The sequence below is a fragment of the Geobacillus sp. GHH01 genome (genome assembly GCF_000336445.1).
Taxonomy (GTDB): domain Bacteria; phylum Bacillota; class Bacilli; order Bacillales; family Anoxybacillaceae; genus Geobacillus; species Geobacillus zalihae.
Genome location: NC_020210.1, coordinates 3,133,471 through 3,150,013, shown reverse-complemented (window position 1 = coordinate 3,150,013; position 16,543 = coordinate 3,133,471). Strand labels below are relative to the sequence as shown.

Annotated in this window: 14 protein-coding genes and 3 pseudogenes; 14 read left to right on the top strand and 3 right to left on the bottom strand. The window is 55.0% G+C overall.

The features are described 5' to 3' along the window. Positions 1-156: 156 nt before the first annotated feature. Complete coding sequence (locus GHH_RS15615) at positions 157-699, bottom strand: MerR family transcriptional regulator (RefSeq protein WP_015375808.1); 543 nt, start codon at positions 697-699, stop codon at positions 157-159. A gap of 218 nt (positions 700-917) precedes the next feature. Between GHH_RS15615 and GHH_RS15610 the strand changes: the two genes are divergently transcribed. From GHH_RS15610 to GHH_RS18575, 12 genes and pseudogenes are all read left to right on the top strand, one after another. Then, positions 918-2,090, top strand: a complete 1,173-nt coding sequence (locus GHH_RS15610) for a PDZ domain-containing protein (protein WP_015375807.1) — start codon at positions 918-920, stop codon at positions 2,088-2,090. A 13-nt stretch (positions 2,091-2,103) separates the two neighbouring features. Further along, positions 2,104-2,328 carry a CsbA family protein gene (locus tag GHH_RS15605; RefSeq protein ID WP_013146398.1) on the top strand — a complete coding sequence of 75 codons (225 nt, stop codon included), beginning with the start codon at positions 2,104-2,106 and terminating at the stop codon, positions 2,326-2,328. Positions 2,329-2,568: 240 nt separating this feature from the next. Continuing rightward, on the top strand, positions 2,569-4,545 hold the full coding sequence (gene uvrB / locus GHH_RS15600; protein WP_015375806.1) for an excinuclease ABC subunit UvrB: 1,977 nt from the start codon (positions 2,569-2,571) through the stop codon (positions 4,543-4,545). Positions 4,546-4,561: 16 nt separating this feature from the next. Further along, complete coding sequence (uvrA, locus tag GHH_RS15595) at positions 4,562-7,420, top strand: excinuclease ABC subunit UvrA (RefSeq protein ID WP_041470758.1); 2,859 nt, start codon at positions 4,562-4,564, stop codon at positions 7,418-7,420. A gap of 128 nt (positions 7,421-7,548) precedes the next feature. Beyond that, positions 7,549-7,875 carry a DUF4870 domain-containing protein gene (locus GHH_RS15590; RefSeq protein WP_015375804.1) on the top strand — a complete coding sequence of 109 codons (327 nt, stop codon included), beginning with the start codon at positions 7,549-7,551 and terminating at the stop codon, positions 7,873-7,875. Positions 7,876-7,987: 112 nt separating this feature from the next. After that, positions 7,988-8,350 carry a phage holin family protein gene (locus tag GHH_RS15585; protein WP_015375803.1) on the top strand — a complete coding sequence of 121 codons (363 nt, stop codon included), beginning with the start codon at positions 7,988-7,990 and terminating at the stop codon, positions 8,348-8,350. A gap of 248 nt (positions 8,351-8,598) precedes the next feature. After that, complete coding sequence (gene hprK / locus GHH_RS15580) at positions 8,599-9,534, top strand: HPr(Ser) kinase/phosphatase (RefSeq protein WP_011232552.1); 936 nt, start codon at positions 8,599-8,601, stop codon at positions 9,532-9,534. A gap of 66 nt (positions 9,535-9,600) precedes the next feature. Beyond that, the gene (gene lgt, locus GHH_RS15575; protein WP_015375802.1) at positions 9,601-10,413 is read left to right on the top strand and encodes a prolipoprotein diacylglyceryl transferase; all 813 of its coding nucleotides are present in this window, start codon (positions 9,601-9,603) and stop codon (positions 10,411-10,413) included. Between the two features lie 99 nt (positions 10,414-10,512). Continuing rightward, on the top strand, positions 10,513-11,451 hold the full coding sequence (locus GHH_RS15570) for a nucleoside recognition domain-containing protein (RefSeq protein WP_015375801.1): 939 nt from the start codon (positions 10,513-10,515) through the stop codon (positions 11,449-11,451). Beyond that, positions 11,448-12,092, top strand: a complete 645-nt coding sequence (gene ppaX, locus GHH_RS15565; RefSeq protein ID WP_015375800.1) for a pyrophosphatase PpaX — start codon at positions 11,448-11,450, stop codon at positions 12,090-12,092. Before GHH_RS15570 ends, ppaX begins: the two co-directional genes overlap by 4 nt. Before the next feature lie 20 nt (positions 12,093-12,112). Then, the gene (locus tag GHH_RS15560) at positions 12,113-12,610 is read left to right on the top strand and encodes a DapH/DapD/GlmU-related protein (RefSeq protein WP_041470757.1); all 498 of its coding nucleotides are present in this window, start codon (positions 12,113-12,115) and stop codon (positions 12,608-12,610) included. 252 nt (positions 12,611-12,862) lie between these two features. After that, positions 12,863-13,183 (top strand): annotated as a pseudogene (locus tag GHH_RS18575) (zinc ribbon domain-containing protein); the annotation flags it as partial. Positions 13,184-13,580: 397 nt separating this feature from the next. On the opposite strand, the gene GHH_RS15550 reads toward GHH_RS18575, so the two are convergent. Beyond that, a complete protein-coding gene (locus GHH_RS15550; RefSeq protein ID WP_015375798.1) occupies positions 13,581-14,150 on the bottom strand; it encodes a type II toxin-antitoxin system PemK/MazF family toxin in 570 nt (189 codons plus the stop codon). Positions 14,151-14,364: 214 nt separating this feature from the next. Beyond that, positions 14,365-14,726, bottom strand: a pseudogene (locus tag GHH_RS19740) (transposase); the annotation flags it as partial. Between the two features lie 4 nt (positions 14,727-14,730). Between GHH_RS19740 and GHH_RS19020 the strand changes: the two are divergent. Continuing rightward, positions 14,731-14,955 (top strand): annotated as a pseudogene (locus GHH_RS19020) (DapH/DapD/GlmU-related protein); the annotation flags it as partial. Between the two features lie 292 nt (positions 14,956-15,247). Continuing rightward, entirely contained in the window at positions 15,248-16,432 is a 1,185-nt protein-coding gene (locus tag GHH_RS15540) for an ATP phosphoribosyltransferase regulatory subunit (RefSeq protein WP_015375796.1), read from the top strand. Positions 16,433-16,543 lie beyond the last annotated feature (111 nt).

Below are 16,543 nucleotides of genomic sequence, written 5' to 3'. Positions count from 1 at the left end.
TAGGATGAACAGCCATAAAAAAAGAAAGTGTCCCAACGCCCAATGGTGCACCGTTTATGACCACCATCATATACGCGTGAAACACCTTCACAAAATGATCGATCATCTTTTCTTGAAAGGGCGACGATCTTTTCGGTCCAACCTGCATGAAACCCGTCAGGCAAACAGCCCCATCACGCGCCTAAAGCCGCGCCGTTTTCGTTTCGCTTCTTTCGGCGGTTCATGCGGGGATGGGGGCCGGGTGTTCAACTGCTGTTCAAGACGGGCGACCGTTTGCTCCAGCACGGCGAGGCGGGCGGCGATTTCCTCCATTTCTTGACGGTGGTGCAACAGTTGAATGGAGACGACATCATCCGCTTTTTGTTCCAATTGTTGCTCGAGTTCATCCAAACGCGAGGAGACGCGGTCCATTTCCGGTTCGATATATTCTTGGAACAGAGCGTGAATGGGAACGTTTGGCGGCGTTGTGGAAGAACGGCTAGAGGCCGGCGGTGCTTCGGGTGTTGCTTCTGGCGGCGCTTCCATGGCGGCGCCTTGTTCAAATTTGACACGTTCGAGCAAGGCGACCGTTTTTTCATCAAACAAGTAGTGGCCGGCCTCGTTTCTCCGCAACGGAATGTCGTATTTGCGCACCCAGCGCTGGATCGTTTTCGGCGATACACCAAGGCGAGCAGCGACGTCGGACGTTTTCAATTCCATCGTTTCACTCCTCCTTGTTTCGTCTTGTTTATCCTTTTTCCTCTGCATCTTTGAAAATCCTTCCCAGCCGACAAAACTAGTGTTGATTCGGCAAAGAAAGTGGAAAACAGCGAAGATTCGCCATTGGCGAAAAAAGATGGCTGTGGGCATGGGAATTGGTCATGCCATTTGGTAGAATAGAAGATAAAGAATGATGAACGACGCAAGGGGTGAAGCGGATGGCAACATGGTGGCTGGAATGGCTTGAGGGCGTCGCGTCGGTTTGGCGGCAGCCGCTTCTTTATTATGGCGCCGCGCTCGCTTTGGCCGTCGGTTGGCGGCGGGTGAAGCGGGAGCGCCGCGATTTTCATGTGCGCGTCTACAGCCTATGGCAAGAGTGGCGCGGGCTTTGGACGAAGGGATGGATGGCTGGAGCGATGTTGTCGGCGGCGGCCGTCGGCATCGGGATCGCGGTGCCGCAGGAAGCGGTTTGGACGGTGACGGTGCTGACGGTGCTCTTTAGCTTGGCGATGGAAGCGCGGTTGTTGTCGCCTGCTTATCCAGTTGGCGGCGCGCTTCTCGTGTTCGGTTTGGCGGAGCGAAGCGGCGCGTTGTCCCGCTGGCTTCCCGATGGCATGACGGCGGCGCCGGCTTTGGCGGTGTGGCTTGCGTTGCTTTTGTTTTCGGAAGGATGGCTCATCATTCGCACGCGAAACGAGGCGGCCTCGCCGCAGCTTGCGAAAAGCAAGCGGGGGATGACGGTCGGCCTGCAATGGACGCAGCGTCTTTGGTTTGTGCCGGTTGTGCTGCCCGTATCAGGCGGCGCGCTGCCTCCGGCTTCCTGGTGGCCGCTCGTTTCGACGGGAGACGGCTATTCATTTTGGCTCGTGCCGTTTCTTCTCGGCTTTTCCCAGCGCCGCCAGCACATGCTGCCGGCGGAAGCGGCGCGCGCGGAGGGGCGGCTTGTTGTTCGGCTGGCGTTCGTTGTCGCCCTATTGGCTGCTTCCGGTATATGGTATCCACCGCTGGCGGTGGCGGCGGGGGCTATGGCCATCATCGGCCGCGAATGGATCGCGTTTTCCGGGCATCGCGCCGACCGCGCCCGTCCGCCCCGCTTTGCCCGCCATCCGCACGGCTTAGTGATTGTCGGCGTGCTTCCTGGCTCGAAAGCGGAAAAAATGGGGCTTTCGATCGGAGAAGTCATCATCAAAACAAACGGCGCCCCGGTGCGGACCGAAACCGAGTTTTACGAGGCGCTCCAACGCAACCGCGCGTTCTGCAAGTTGGATGTCGTCGGACATAACGGCGAAGTCCGTTTCGTCCAAGGGGCGCTCTATGAGGATGAGCATCATGAACTCGGGCTGCTGTTCGTCCGTGATCGGAACGCATCAGCGTCTGAAGCTGTTTCGTAAAGGAGAATGGATCATGTGGTTTTTGGCGGCACTCATCATTCCGTGCTTATTGGTGCTGTTGTTTGCGCGGGTGACGTACAATCGGTACATTGCTGTGCTGTTGACGACGGCGCTGCTTGTCGCTTCCTACTTGAAAGGCTATACGGATGAGCTGCATGAAATCGTCGCTGACATTGCATCGACGATCGCCGGCTTTCTTTGGGCCGGCCGCATGCTCGACCATCTGAAGCAAAAATGAAGCGGCGTTGTCGGTTCAACCGTCTGTTTTTGGAAAAAGGCATCGTCGGCTGAACCTCGGATTGTCGAAACGGAACGGAGCGAAGACGCGGACCTTGGGCATGAATGGGTCCGCTTTTTCGCGTTAGGGGAATGGAAAATGCTGTGCAGAATGGTGCGAATATGAGTTCGCATTTTTGATGCATGGATCATCACGATGTGATACAATGGGGAAAGATGGTACGAAGGAGGAGGCGAAACGGTGGAGGGCCGTTTTCAATTAGTGTCGCCATACGAACCGCAAGGCGATCAGCCGCAGGCGATCGCCAAGCTCGTTGACGGCCTGCGCCGCGGGGTGAAGCATCAAACGCTGCTTGGGGCGACGGGGACGGGCAAAACGTTTACGATCTCGAACGTGATCGCCCAAGTCAACAAACCGACGCTTGTCATCGCCCACAACAAAACGCTCGCTGGCCAATTGTACAGCGAGCTGAAAGAGTTTTTCCCACACAACGCCGTCGAATATTTTGTCAGCTATTACGATTATTATCAGCCGGAAGCGTACGTGCCGCAGACGGATACGTACATTGAAAAAGATGCGAAAATCAACGATGAAATCGACAAATTGCGGCACTCGGCGACATCAGCCTTGTTTGAGCGCCGGGATGTCATCATCGTGGCCAGCGTCTCATGCATTTACGGTTTAGGGTCGCCGGAAGAATATCGAGAGCTCGTCGTCTCGCTGCGCGTTGGGATGGAAATCGAGCGCAACGCGTTGCTGCGGCGGCTCGTTGACATCCAATACGACCGCAATGACATCGATTTTCGCCGCGGCACGTTCCGCGTCCGCGGCGATGTCGTCGAAATTTTCCCCGCGTCGCGCGATGAACATTGCATTCGCGTCGAATTTTTCGGCGATGAAATCGAGCGCATCCGCGAGGTGGACGCCTTAACCGGCGAGGTGCTCGGCGAGCGGGAGCACGTCGCCATTTTTCCGGCGTCGCACTTCGTGACGCGCGAGGAGAAAATGCGGCTCGCCATTCAAAACATCGAACAAGAGCTTGAGGAGCGGCTTGCCGAACTGCGCGCGCAAGGGAAGCTTTTGGAGGCGCAGCGGCTTGAGCAGCGGACGCGCTATGACCTTGAAATGATGCGCGAGATGGGCTTTTGTTCAGGCATCGAAAACTACTCGCGCCATTTGGCGCTGCGGCCGCCGGGCTCGACGCCGTACACCTTGCTTGACTATTTTCCGGACGATTTTTTGATCATCGTTGATGAGTCGCACGTCACCTTGCCGCAGCTGCGCGGCATGTACAACGGTGACCGGGCGCGCAAGCAAGTGCTTGTCGACCACGGCTTCCGTCTGCCGTCGGCGCTTGACAACCGGCCGCTCACGTTTGAAGAGTTCGAGCAAAAAATCAATCAAATTATTTACGTCTCGGCGACGCCAGGGCCGTACGAGCTTGAACACAGCCCGGGCGTTGTCGAACAAATCATCCGCCCGACCGGGCTTCTCGACCCAACGATCGACGTCCGCCCGACGAAAGGGCAAATCGACGATTTGATCGGCGAAATTCATGAGCGCGTCGAGCGGAACGAGCGGACGTTGGTGACGACGCTGACGAAAAAGATGGCGGAGGATTTGACCGATTATTTGAAAGAAGCGGGGATCAAGGTGGCGTATTTGCATTCGGAAATTAAGACGCTCGAGCGCATTGAAATCATCCGCGATTTGCGGCTCGGCAAATACGATGTACTGGTCGGCATCAACTTGCTGCGGGAAGGATTGGACATTCCGGAAGTGTCGCTTGTCGCCATTTTGGACGCCGACAAAGAAGGGTTTTTGCGCTCGGAGCGCTCGCTCATCCAGACGATCGGCCGGGCGGCGCGCAACGCGAACGGCCATGTGATCATGTACGCCGATACAGTGACGAAATCGATGGAAATCGCCATTCAAGAGACGAAGCGGCGCCGCGCGATTCAAGAAGAGTACAACCGAAAGCACGGCATCGTGCCGCGCACGGTGAAAAAGGAGATTCGCGACGTCATCCGCGCGACGTATGCGGCGGAAGAGACGGAGATGTACGAGGCAAAGCCGGCGGCAGCGATGACGAAACAAGAGCGGGAAGAGCTGATTCGAAAGCTCGAAGCGGAAATGAAAGAGGCGGCCAAAGCGCTCGACTTCGAGCGGGCCGCCCAGCTGCGCGATATCATTTTCGAATTGAAAGCGGAAGGGTGATGGCCGGGTGAACGGAATGGATAAAATTATCGTCAAAGGGGCGCGCGCCCACAACTTGAAAAACATTGACGTCGAAATCCCGCGCGGCAAGCTCGTCGTCTTGACCGGGCTGTCCGGGTCGGGGAAGTCGTCGCTGGCGTTTGATACGATTTACGCGGAAGGCCAGCGGCGCTACGTCGAATCGCTGTCGGCGTATGCCCGCCAGTTTTTAGGGCAGATGGAAAAACCGGACGTCGATGCGATTGAAGGCTTGTCGCCGGCCATTTCGATCGATCAAAAAACGACGAGCCGCAACCCGCGCTCAACCGTCGGCACGGTGACAGAAATTTACGATTACTTGCGGCTTCTATTCGCCCGCATCGGCCGCCCCATTTGCCCGACGCACGGCATTGAAATCCAATCGCAGACGATCGAGCAAATGGTCGACCGGCTGCTCGCTTACCCGGAGCGGACGAAAATGCAAATTTTGGCGCCGATCGTCTCGGGAAAAAAAGGGACGCACGCCAAGACATTGGAGGATATTCGCAAACAAGGGTATGTGCGCGTCCGCATTGACGGCGAGATGCGCGAGTTGACGGAGGACATTGAGCTGGAAAAAAACAAAAAACATTCGATTGATGTCGTCGTCGACCGCATCATCATCAAAGACGGCATCGCCGCCAGGCTTGCCGATTCGCTTGAGACGGCGCTGAAGCTCGCCGACGGCAAAGTGGTCGTTGACGTGATCGGCGAGGGGGAGCTCTTGTTCAGCGAAAAGCACGCTTGTCCGTACTGCGGCTTTTCGATCGGGGAGCTTGAACCGCGTCTGTTTTCGTTCAACAGTCCATTCGGCGCCTGCCCGGACTGCGACGGGCTCGGGGCGAAGCTCGAAGTGGATCTCGATTTGGTCATCCCGAACGATGAGCTGACGTTAAAAGAACACGCCATCGCTCCGTGGGAGCCGCAAAGCTCGCAATATTACCCGCAGCTGCTCGAAGCCGTGTGCCGCCATTACGGCATCCCGATGGACGTGCCGGTCAGAGATTTGCCGAAAGAGCAGCTCGATAAAATTTTGTACGGCAGCGGCGGAGAGCCGATTTATTTCCGCTATACGAATGATTTCGGACAAGTGCGCGAACAATACATCGCATTTGAAGGCGTCATTCCGAACGTCGAACGCCGCTATCGCGAGACGAGCTCGGACTACATCCGCGAGCAGATGGAAAAGTATATGGCGGAACAACCATGTCCGACATGCCAAGGCTACCGGCTGAAAAAAGAAAGCCTGGCCGTCCTTGTCGGCGGCAAGCATATCGGCGAGGTCACCGCCATGTCGGTGACCGAGGCGCTCGCCTTTTTTGACGGGCTCGAGCTGACCGAAAAAGAAGCGCAAATCGCCCGCCTTATTTTGCGTGAAATTCGCGACCGGCTCGGCTTTTTGCAAAACGTCGGCCTCGACTATTTGACGCTCAGCCGCTCGGCAGGAACGCTCTCCGGCGGCGAGGCGCAGCGCATCCGCTTGGCGACGCAAATCGGCTCGCGGCTGACGGGGGTGCTGTACGTGCTCGACGAGCCGTCGATCGGGCTTCATCAGCGCGACAACGACCGGCTGATCGCGACGTTGAAAAGCATGCGCGACCTCGGCAATACGCTCATTGTGGTGGAGCACGACGAGGATACCATGCTGGCCGCGGACTATTTGATTGACATTGGTCCGGGGGCGGGCATCCACGGCGGCGAGGTCGTCGCCGCCGGCACGCCGGAAGAAGTGATGAACGACCCGAACTCGCTCACCGGCCAGTATTTATCGGGGAAAAAATTCATCCCGATTCCGGCCGAGCGTCGCCGTCCGGACGGACGTTGGCTTGAGGTCGTCGGCGCGCGCGAGCATAACTTGAAAAACGTATCGGTGAAAATCCCGCTCGGCACGTTTGTCGCTGTCACCGGGGTGTCGGGCTCGGGCAAAAGCACGCTCGTGAACGAAGTGTTGTATAAGGCGCTGGCGCAAAAGCTGCACCGGGCGAAGGCGAAACCGGGCGAACATCGCGGCATCCGCGGGCTGGAGCATCTCGATAAAGTCATTGACATCGACCAGTCGCCGATCGGCCGCACGCCACGCTCGAACCCGGCGACGTACACCGGGGTGTTTGACGACATCCGCGACGTGTTTGCCTCGACGAACGAAGCGAAAGTGCGCGGCTACAAAAAAGGGCGGTTCAGCTTCAATGTCAAAGGCGGGCGCTGCGAGGCGTGCCATGGCGATGGCATCATCAAAATTGAGATGCACTTTTTGCCGGACGTGTACGTCCCGTGCGAAGTGTGCCACGGCAAACGGTACAACCGCGAGACGCTCGAGGTGACGTATAAAGGAAAAAACATCGCCGAGGTGCTCGACATGACGGTCGAAGATGCGCTCGACTTTTTCGCCTCGATCCCGAAAATCAAACGCAAGCTCGAGACGCTCTATGACGTCGGGCTCGGTTATATGAAGCTCGGCCAGCCGGCGACGACGCTCTCGGGCGGCGAGGCGCAGCGTGTCAAGCTCGCCGCTGAGCTTCACCGCCGCTCCAACGGCCGGACGCTCTACATTTTGGACGAGCCGACGACCGGGCTTCATGTCGATGACATCGCCCGGCTGCTTGATGTGCTCCACCGGCTCGTCGACAACGGCGATACCGTGCTTGTCATTGAACATAACTTGGACGTCATCAAAACCGCGGACTATATCATTGACTTAGGTCCGGAAGGCGGCGACCGCGGCGGACAAATCGTCGCTGTCGGCACGCCGGAAGAGGTGGCCGAGGTGGAGGAGTCGCACACCGGCCGCTACTTAAAACCGATTCTCGAGCGCGACCGGGCGCGCATGCAGGCGCAATATGAAGCGGTGAAGGCGTAAAGGCCTTTGCGGCTTTGTCCGCCGCTTGGGACACCGGCGGCCGCCGCCTTTTTTTGCCGTCGGCAGGAAACTTTTCCTAGCGGCCGTCGTATATACAGGTAAAGGAAACTTGGAAAGGGGATTGCCGATTGTCGACGAACAAAGTGTTATCCGCGCTTTGTTATTTCAGCGTCTTTTTTGCGCCGTTCATTTTGCCGATTGTCGTCTATTTTGTTGTCGAAGATCTTGAAGTCAAACGCCATGCGAAGCGGTCGCTCGTGTCGCATTTGATTCCGGCCGTTACGATCCTCTTGTTCATTGCGTTGGCCGCGTCGCCGGTGTTGTTTGGCCATTGGAGTGGGGAATCGTTTCTTTTTGGCGGCGGGCTCGTCTGGCTTGGATTCCTTGTTGCTGGAGCGGTGAACCTCGTTGTCATCGTTTGGAATGTCGTAAAAGGGATTCAAGTGTTAAAATAAGAGAAAGCGTCCGTTTGCCAGCGATGCCGCGCGAGCAGCGAACAGCGCCGCATGAAGCCTGTAAAAAGGCATTGGCCGGCGGGCGCGAGACTCGAATAAAGATGGTGATGGGATGCTTAATTGGCTGATCGGTGTGTTGATCAATACGGTGCTGCTCATGGCGATTGACGGCTATTTTGATGATATTCACTTCAGCGGCATCGGCGCGGCGTTTTTGGCGAGCGTCATTTTGGCGGTGCTCAACGCCGTCGTCCGCCCTGTGCTCATCTTGTTGACGCTGCCGGTGACGGTGTTGACGCTCGGTTTGTTTTTGTTTGTCATTAACGCCATCACGCTCATGATGACCGCCGCGCTGATGGGGGATGCGTTCCAAATCGGCGGCTTTGGCACCGCGCTGCTTGCGTCGATCGTCTTGTCGTTTTTCCATTTGCTTGTGCAAAAAGCGATTATCGAGCCGCTGCGCAACCGGTCGTAACGGGGGCGTGATCCATTGGAAGGCCGGTGGCGCCATGGTTTTCCGTGATCGTGTGAAAAGATGGCGAATGCGGCAAGGGGTTGCAATGGGAGAAACGATGCGGTGAAGATCGTTTCGGTTTGATGTGTTTGGCTTGATCGGGACGGGGGGAGCCGTCCCTGTTTTGTTTTCCCCGATGTTTTCCATTCAATGGCGGAACGAAACGTGTTACAATGGAAAAAGATGAAGAAAGGGGAGAAAGGCGACGTATGCCAAAAGTGCGGACGAAAGACATCATTGAACAGTTCCAGCTCGAGCTCGTCAGCGGCGCGGAGGGCATTTACCGCCCGATTACGACAAGCGATTTATCGCGGCCGGGGATTGAAATGGCCGGCTATTTCGCCTATTACCCGGCGGAGCGTCTGCAGTTGCTCGGACGGACGGAGCTGTCGTTTTATGAAACGTTGACGCCGGAAGAAAAAAAGTCGCGGATGGAACGGCTTTGCACCGACATTACGCCAGGGATCATCGTCTCGCGTGGACTTGAGGTGCCGCCGGAGCTGATCGAAGCGTCTGAGCGCCAGTCGGTGCCGGTCATGCGCTCGACGATGAAAACGACCCGCCTGTCAAGCCGATTGACAAACTATTTGGAAAGCAAGCTCGCCCCCACCACCGCGGTGCACGGGGTGCTTGTCGATGTGTACGGCGTCGGGGTGTTGATCACGGGCAAAAGCGGCGTCGGCAAAAGCGAAACGGCGCTGGAGCTCGTCAAACGCGGCCATCGGTTGGTCGCCGACGACTGTGTGGAAATCCGCCAAGAAGATGAAGATACGCTCGTCGGCAGCGCGCCGGAGCTGATCGAGCATCTGCTTGAAATTCGCGGCCTCGGCATTATTAATATGATGACGCTGTTCGGCGCAGGGGCGGTGCGGACGCATAAGCGCATTTCGCTCGTCGTCGACTTGGAGCTTTGGGATCCGGAGAAGCAGTACGATCGGCTCGGGTTGGAAGAAGAGAAAGTGAAAATTTTGGATACCGAATTGCCGAAATTAACGATTCCGGTCCGCCCAGGGCGCAACTTGGCGGTCATCGTCGAAGTGGCGGCGATGAACTTCCGGCTGAAGCGGCTCGGGGTCAACGCGGCTGAGGAGTTTTCGGCGCGATTGAGCGACGCCATCGAAGACGGCGCGCACGATTACGACTGATCGGCGGCGTTTCTTGCGTCAAAGGAATGGATCTCGTTTGGGCATGGAGCATAGGAGGTGGAAACGATGGAATCGACGATTCAGCCGCTCGACCGCGTGTTTTTGCACCTTGGCCCTATTACGATTTATTGGTATGGGGTCATTATCGGCACCGGTGTGTTGATTGGGCTATGGCTCGCGACGCGCGAAGCGGTGCGGCGCGGCTTGCCGAAAGAGACGTTTGTCGATTTAGTGCTGTTTGCCGTGCCGATCGCCATTGTCTGCGCGCGGGCGTATTACGTGTTGTTTGAATGGCACTATTATTCAAAGCATTTGTCAGAGATTCCAAAAGTTTGGCAAGGCGGCCTCGCCATTCACGGCGGTTTGATCGGGGCGGTGGCGACGGGCGTGGTGTTCGCCCGCGCGCGCGGGCTGTCGTTTTGGAAGCTCGCCGATATTGCCGCACCAAGCATCATTTTAGGCCAGGCGATCGGGCGCTGGGGCAATTTTATGAACCAAGAGGCGCATGGCGGCCCTGTGTCGCGCCAGTTTCTTGAAAATTTGCATTTGCCGGATTGGATCATCAATCAAATGTACATTGACGGCCGTTATTGGCATCCGACTTTTTTATATGAGTCCCTTTGGAACCTCGTCGGCTTTTTCTTGCTTCTTTGGCTGCGGCGCGTCAATTTGCGGCGCGGCGAGCTGTTTTTGTCCTATTTGATTTGGTATTCCGTCGGCCGCTTTTGGATTGAAGGGATGCGCACCGACAGCTTGATGCTGGCCGGCAGTCTGCGCGCGGCCCAAGTCGTATCCGTGACGCTGATCGTGTTGTCGATCGCACTGTGGATCGTGCGCCGGGCGAAAGGATGGGCAAAAGCAAGGTATCAAGACGAATAGCCGTCCTTATCCGTTGACGGATGACTAGGGAAAAAGAGAGGCGGCGTGTGGTGAAAAGGTCACACGGCGGCATGAAGACAAGCGAAGGAGAGAGGAGATATGGTAGGAACATTGCAGCGCGGCGTCATCGCCGGACTGAAGACGTCATGGGCGCTCGGCAAAATCATTTTTCCAGTGACGCTCATTTTAGCGCTGTTGCAGCCGACCCCTTTATTTTCATGGTTGATCGACCTTGTCACTCCCCTGATGAAGTGGTTCGGCTTATCCGGCGACGCGGCCGTGCCGCTGGTGCTCGGCAATTTGCTCGGGCTGTACGCCGCGATCGGGGCGATGCTGACGATCGAGTTTACAGTGAAAGAAGTGCTCATTCTCGCTGTCATGCTTTCCTTTTCTCATAACTTGATCGTCGAGTCTTCCGTCGCTTCGCGGACGGGTATGAGCGTTTGGCTCATGCTCGCCGTGCGCATTGGCTTGGCCGTTGTCTCCGGTTTGTTGATCGCCCATCTATGGGATGGGGGGCAGGAACTCGCTCAATATGGGTTTGTCTCGCCTGAAGCCGCCTCGCCGTCCGGCTGGGGAGAGATCATCTTGGCGGCGCTGAAAAAAGCGGCGACCGGCATCGTCCAGCTGGTTGCGATTGTCATTCCATTGATGACGATCATTCAAGTGTTGAAAGAACGCCACTGGATTGAGACGTTTTCGCGCTGGATGGCGCCAGCGACCAAGATGCTGGGCATGAGCGCGAACACATCGCTCACCCTTGCCGCCGGTTTTGTGTTCGGCCTCGCTTATGGGGCGGGGGTGATGATTCAGGCGGCGAAAGAAGACGGCGTCTCGAAGCGCGACTTGACGCTGGCGTTCATTTTTCTCGTATCTTGCCATGCGGTCGTCGAAGATACGCTCATTTTCGTCCCGCTTGGCATCTCTGTTTGGCCGCTGCTTTTCATCCGCTTGGTGACGGCCGTATTGCTGACAATGGCGGTGGCGTTCGTTTGGCGCCGCTTTGAACAACCGACTAGAAAGGAAGCCGCTTCATGACGATTCGCACCATTTTGTTTGATCTTGACGGCACATTGATTGATACGAACGAGCTCATCATCCAGTCGTTTTTGCATACGTTGGAGAAGTACTATCCAGGCCGTTACAAACGTGAGGACGTCCTGCCGTTCATCGGCCCGTCGCTCTATGAAACGTTCGGCTCGCTCGATCCGGAACGGGTCGAGGAGATGGTGAAGACGTACCGCACGTTCAACCACGCCCATCATGACGAACTGATTCGCGAGTTTGACACCGTGTATGAAACGATCGAAACGCTGCACCGCCATGGCTTCCGCCTTGGCGTTGTGACGACGAAAATGCACGACACCGCCCTAATGGGGTTAAGAAAAACGCGGCTGGCGCCGTTTTTCTCGTGCGTCATCGGCCTCGATGACGTCACGCGGCCAAAGCCGGACCCCGAGCCGATTTACAAGGCGCTTGAGGTGCTGCAGTCAACACCGGACGAAGCGCTCATGGTCGGCGACAACTACCACGACATGTTGGCCGGCCAAAACGCTGGGGTGAAAACAGCCGGCGTCGCGTGGGCGATTAAAGGGCGCCAATATTTGGAACAATATAAACCGGACTATATGCTCGAGAAAATGAGCGACTTGCTCGCCATTGTCGGCATCAACGAATGAAAGGAGGAATCATCCTCCCGGTGAGACGAACGACCAAATACCCTGTCCGAGGGGCGAACTCGCTCTGGCAGTTGTATCGCACCGTATCGTTTTGGAAAGTGCTGAAAAACGTCATCATCATTCAAATCGGGCGCTACACGCCGTTTTTGCCGCTGAAACGCTGGCTGTACCGCACGTTTCTCGGCATGAACATCGGCGAGCAAACCGCGCTCGCCTTTATGGTCATGCCGGACATTCTCTTCCCAGAAAAAATTCACATCGGCCGCAACTGCGTCATCGGCTACAACACGACGATTCTCGCCCACGAATATTTGGTTGACGAATACCGCCTCGGCGATGTCGTGATCGGCGATGAGGTGATGATCGGCGCGAACTCGACCATTTTGCCCGGCGTGGTGATCGGCGACCGCGCCGTCGTCGCCGCCGGCACCGTCGTCCATCAAGACGTCCCGCCCGGGGCGATGGCCGCGGGTTGCCCGATGCGCATTGTCCGCCGGAATGAACCGCCTTCCGATTGAACGGGGGCGGTTTTCCATTTTGGAATAGGAAAAAATGAAAGAAACGAAAAAACAGAGAGTCTGTTTTTTTGCCCCCTATAAGTTAAACTTCCAGTTGGATTTATATAGGATCAATGATGAAAATATGAAACTTTAGGTGGCAGAACTAAAAATTGTTGGCTCTTCACCACAAAGTGTACTTGACAAAGAAAGACGATTATGATAGAGAAAATCAAAACATCATTTTTCCTTTTTTATACCACACATCTCTTTTTAACAGGCATTCGTGAAAAAACAGAACGTGTATGGATCCATGACCGATATGAAACCGTATCGTGGGCTTTCTATCAGTTCCGTCAAATGTTAGAGTATAAGGCGCGTTTGCATGGGTCAAAAGTGATGGTGGTTGCTCCGCATTACACCTCTTTGACATGTCCAAAGTGCGGGCATACGGAAAAAGCCAATCGAAACAAGCGTACACACACCTTTTGTTGCCGAACATGCGGATATACCTCAAACGATGACCGCATTGGTGCCATGAACCTTCAACGAAAAGGAATAGAGTACATCGTTGAAGGAACGACACAGGCATGACCTGCGTCGTTGGGCAGCTGTCAACCTGCCCCTGATGCAACCCCAAGTCAAGGAAGGAGGACGAAGTCCGCTCGCACTTCTGGGGAGTTGCAAGCCCCCACTTCAAGCGTTAGCGAAGTGGGGGTAGTTGACGTCTAACCTGTTTAGGTGAGAATGGGAATAACAACTTTCGGTGAAGGTGTATAAGAGAGAGTTCACAAGATGCAAAGTCAGCGAAACACGTAAAAAGCCGCCCCGTAAATGGGGCGGCTTTTCCTTTTGGACCGCGCATGCGGCGGTCAGTTGAAAAATATTTTTGGCCGCACTTGAGTTCAAGGAACTCAAAGGGCATTATTTATCGTATGCTTGTTTTCCGAATCTCATGCAAAGAAAATAATAAAGCATTTTGACAGAAGTGTCAAGAACGGTTTTCTGGATCTTTTCTAAGTTTAGTGTACATCCTACGGATTTTTTCGTCAATCAAGTCCATTTGTTCGCTTGTTAATTTGAAAACGCCGTCTTTTGCTTTTTTGGGTTTGAAAATGCGAATTTTGCTTATAGGGCGCATTTGGTTTGGAATGGCCACTGCCTTTTTTTCGTTCAGTCCCTCAATCGTACCTAAAAAGACCGAGTCTTTATGTACATCCTGTTCTGTTTCGTTTTCGTCTAATGAAGATAAAGGAACGACGTTGACGACGGGATTGTTTTTTGAACTATCGCGAATGACAACAGCATAGTGCATGCCGCCGAATTCAGCGCCAACATTAAAGCCAAAATGCGCTAAAACGATTTCTGACCGCTTATAAGCTCTTAGGTAAGATGGGGCAAATGTTTCTTCCCAGACGAGATATTTGTTTTGTGTTTCAAGCCACTCAATAAATATTCTTCCCCGCTTTTCGTCCATATTCTCAATGATTTTTTGCAGTTCCATTAGCTGTCTATTCATTTCTCTTACCAAATCTTTATTCTCATGCAACTTTTTTAACAAGGCTTCTCCTCCCTTTCCATTATAATAGATGAACGAAATGTTGTCTCTTTAATGTTCAAATGCTTGGCGATCGCAGTCATGCTGTCTATGTCGGATTCGGCCATCATGATTTTTAAAGTGTGCTTAAGTCCTATGCCATCTAGAAATTTTTTCTAATATTTTCACTTACCAACAATTATAACACTAAAACATCGAATATTTTATAATATTCATCATTGAGCACCGTCTGATGTGAGATCGACACGCCCGCCGTGGATGTCCTTCATGGCTGCCTCCGTCATGCGGGAGAACATCACGAAGTTGACGTGGTACGTCAATACGAGCCCCCAGAATGTGCGGTGAAACGGCCATCCGGGACAAATCGACCTTCAGTTTGATGAGTGATGATGGAACCAAAGGGAGAAAGTCAAACAGGAACTCCCGGAATCGACACTGCAACTCGAAGGCTTGAGAATCTTGCTTGAAACGTCAGCGCTCCTTCTTGGTCATCCGGCGAAGATTGGCTTAGTAAAACGGGCAATCGTTGTTCTTGCACTTGTAGATGTGGTATTTTTTTGTGCTCTTTGATTTTCTCAAGCCGATTCTCGCCGACGAATATTTAGTGGACGAATACCGCCTCGGCGATGTCGTGATCGGCGATGAGGTGATGATCGGCGCGAACTCGACCATTTTGCCCGGCGTGGTGATCGGCGACCGCGCCGTCGTCACCGCGGGCACCGTCGTCCATCAAGACGTCCCGTCCGGGGCGATGGTCGCCGGCTGCCCGATGCGCATCGTCCGCCGGAATGAACCGCCTTCCGATTGAACGGGGGCGGTTTTCCATTTTGGAATAGGAAAAAAGGAAAGAAACAAAAAAGGAGAATTGCGGATTTTGACAAGATGGACTACCGCTATTTTTATTAGAAAGCAGATCACCGCCTATGCCGTGTGGAACGAAACGGACAAGCGCTTCTAGTTTTTTGAAGCGATCTTGTCCGTTTTGTTATTGGCAAAGCGTTTTCCCCTTGACGCTGTGGCCGCAAAGGAGTAAACTACTAATAACTTCACTTCTCTACCATATTAGCAAACTAAAGCATCTCGATAAAGGGCGTGGGGACATGGCAAAAAAGCTGTTTATGTTTGAAAAACCGTTAGGCATGCGCGATACGCTGCCGTTTTTATATGAGTTGAAAAAACAAGTGCGCTCGGTGATGGCGGAGGAAATTGAGCGCTGGGGGTACGAGTTTATTGAAACGCCGACGCTTGAGTATTATGAAACGGTCGGGGCGGCGTCGGCGATTGCCGATCATCGGCTGTTTAAGCTTCTCGACCAGCAAGGGCATACGCTCGTGCTTCGGCCGGATATGACGGCGCCGATCGCCCGGGTGGCGGCGTCGCGGTTGTATGACGACGGCAATCCGCTCCGGCTGGCGTACAACGCCAATGTGTTCCGCGCCCAGCAGCGCGAAGGCGGGCGGCCGGCGGAGTTTGAACAGATCGGTGTGGAGTTGATCGGCGACGGCACGGTGACGGCCGACGCCGAGGTCATCAGCTTAATGGTCGCCCTGCTGAAGCGGACGGGACTCGGGCGGTTTTCGGTGGCGGTCGGCCATATCGGGTATGTCAATGCTCTGTTTTTGGAGATTTTAGGGAATGAGGAGCGGGCGAGTGTATTGCGCCGTTTTTTATATGAGAAAAATTACGTCGGCTACCGTGAACATGTGAAGTCGTGGCCGCTTTCGTCGATCGATCAAAAGCGGCTGTTGGATCTTCTTTCCTTGCGTGGCGGAACGGACGTGATTGAACAGGCGAAAACGCTCGTCACAAGCGAGAAGGGGCGGCGGGCGGCCGATGAGCTGGCGGTGCTCACGGCGGTGCTTCGGACGTACGGAGTGGCCGAGGCGGTGAAGCTCGATATGGCGCTTGTCAGCCATATGAGCTATTACACTGGCATTTTGTTTGAAGTGTACGCCGAGCAAGTGGGATTCCCGATCGGCAACGGCGGGCGGTATGATGATTTATTGGCGAAGTTCTCGCGCCCGGCGCCGGCGACGGGGTTTGGGTTGCGCGTCGATCGGTTGATTGAGGCGATTGGGGAAACGGATGTGCGCGATGACATCGAGTGCATCGTGTTCAGCCAAGAGCGGCTGGCGGAAGCGGTGGAATTGGCCGAAGCGAAACGGGCGGAAGGCAAGCGCGTCGTCTTGCAGCACATTGCCGGCATTCGTGATATTGACGCCTACAGCCAGCGCTACCGGTCGATCGTGTATTTGCTTGGCCGCAGCGGGCGCGATGGGCAGTGAACATAACAGAGAAGGCGCCGCCGGTTGGTCATCGACGCTGTTGAAAACGGCAGCGATTGGCGGGACAGAGCGGATGCGAAGAACGGACGGGAGAGGCTGCCCATGGCGGTG

Bases quoted from the DNA above. Each gene is read 5' to 3' on its own strand.
- GHH_RS15615 (WP_015375808.1), bottom strand. From the start codon at position 699: ATGGAATTGAAAACGTCCGACGTCGCTGCTCGCCTTGGTGTATCGCCG.
- GHH_RS15610 (WP_015375807.1), top strand. From the start codon at position 918: ATGGCAACATGGTGGCTGGAATGGCTTGAGGGCGTCGCGTCGGTTTGG.
- GHH_RS15605 (WP_013146398.1), top strand. From the start codon at position 2,104: ATGTGGTTTTTGGCGGCACTCATCATTCCGTGCTTATTGGTGCTGTTG.
- uvrA (WP_041470758.1), top strand. From the start codon at position 4,562: ATGGATAAAATTATCGTCAAAGGGGCGCGCGCCCACAACTTGAAAAAC.
- GHH_RS15585 (WP_015375803.1), top strand. From the start codon at position 7,988: ATGCTTAATTGGCTGATCGGTGTGTTGATCAATACGGTGCTGCTCATG.
- hprK (WP_011232552.1), top strand. From the start codon at position 8,599: ATGCCAAAAGTGCGGACGAAAGACATCATTGAACAGTTCCAGCTCGAG.
- lgt (WP_015375802.1), top strand. From the start codon at position 9,601: ATGGAATCGACGATTCAGCCGCTCGACCGCGTGTTTTTGCACCTTGGC.
- GHH_RS15570 (WP_015375801.1), top strand. From the start codon at position 10,513: ATGGTAGGAACATTGCAGCGCGGCGTCATCGCCGGACTGAAGACGTCA.
- ppaX (WP_015375800.1), top strand. From the start codon at position 11,448: ATGACGATTCGCACCATTTTGTTTGATCTTGACGGCACATTGATTGAT.
- GHH_RS15540 (WP_015375796.1), top strand. From the start codon at position 15,248: ATGGCAAAAAAGCTGTTTATGTTTGAAAAACCGTTAGGCATGCGCGAT.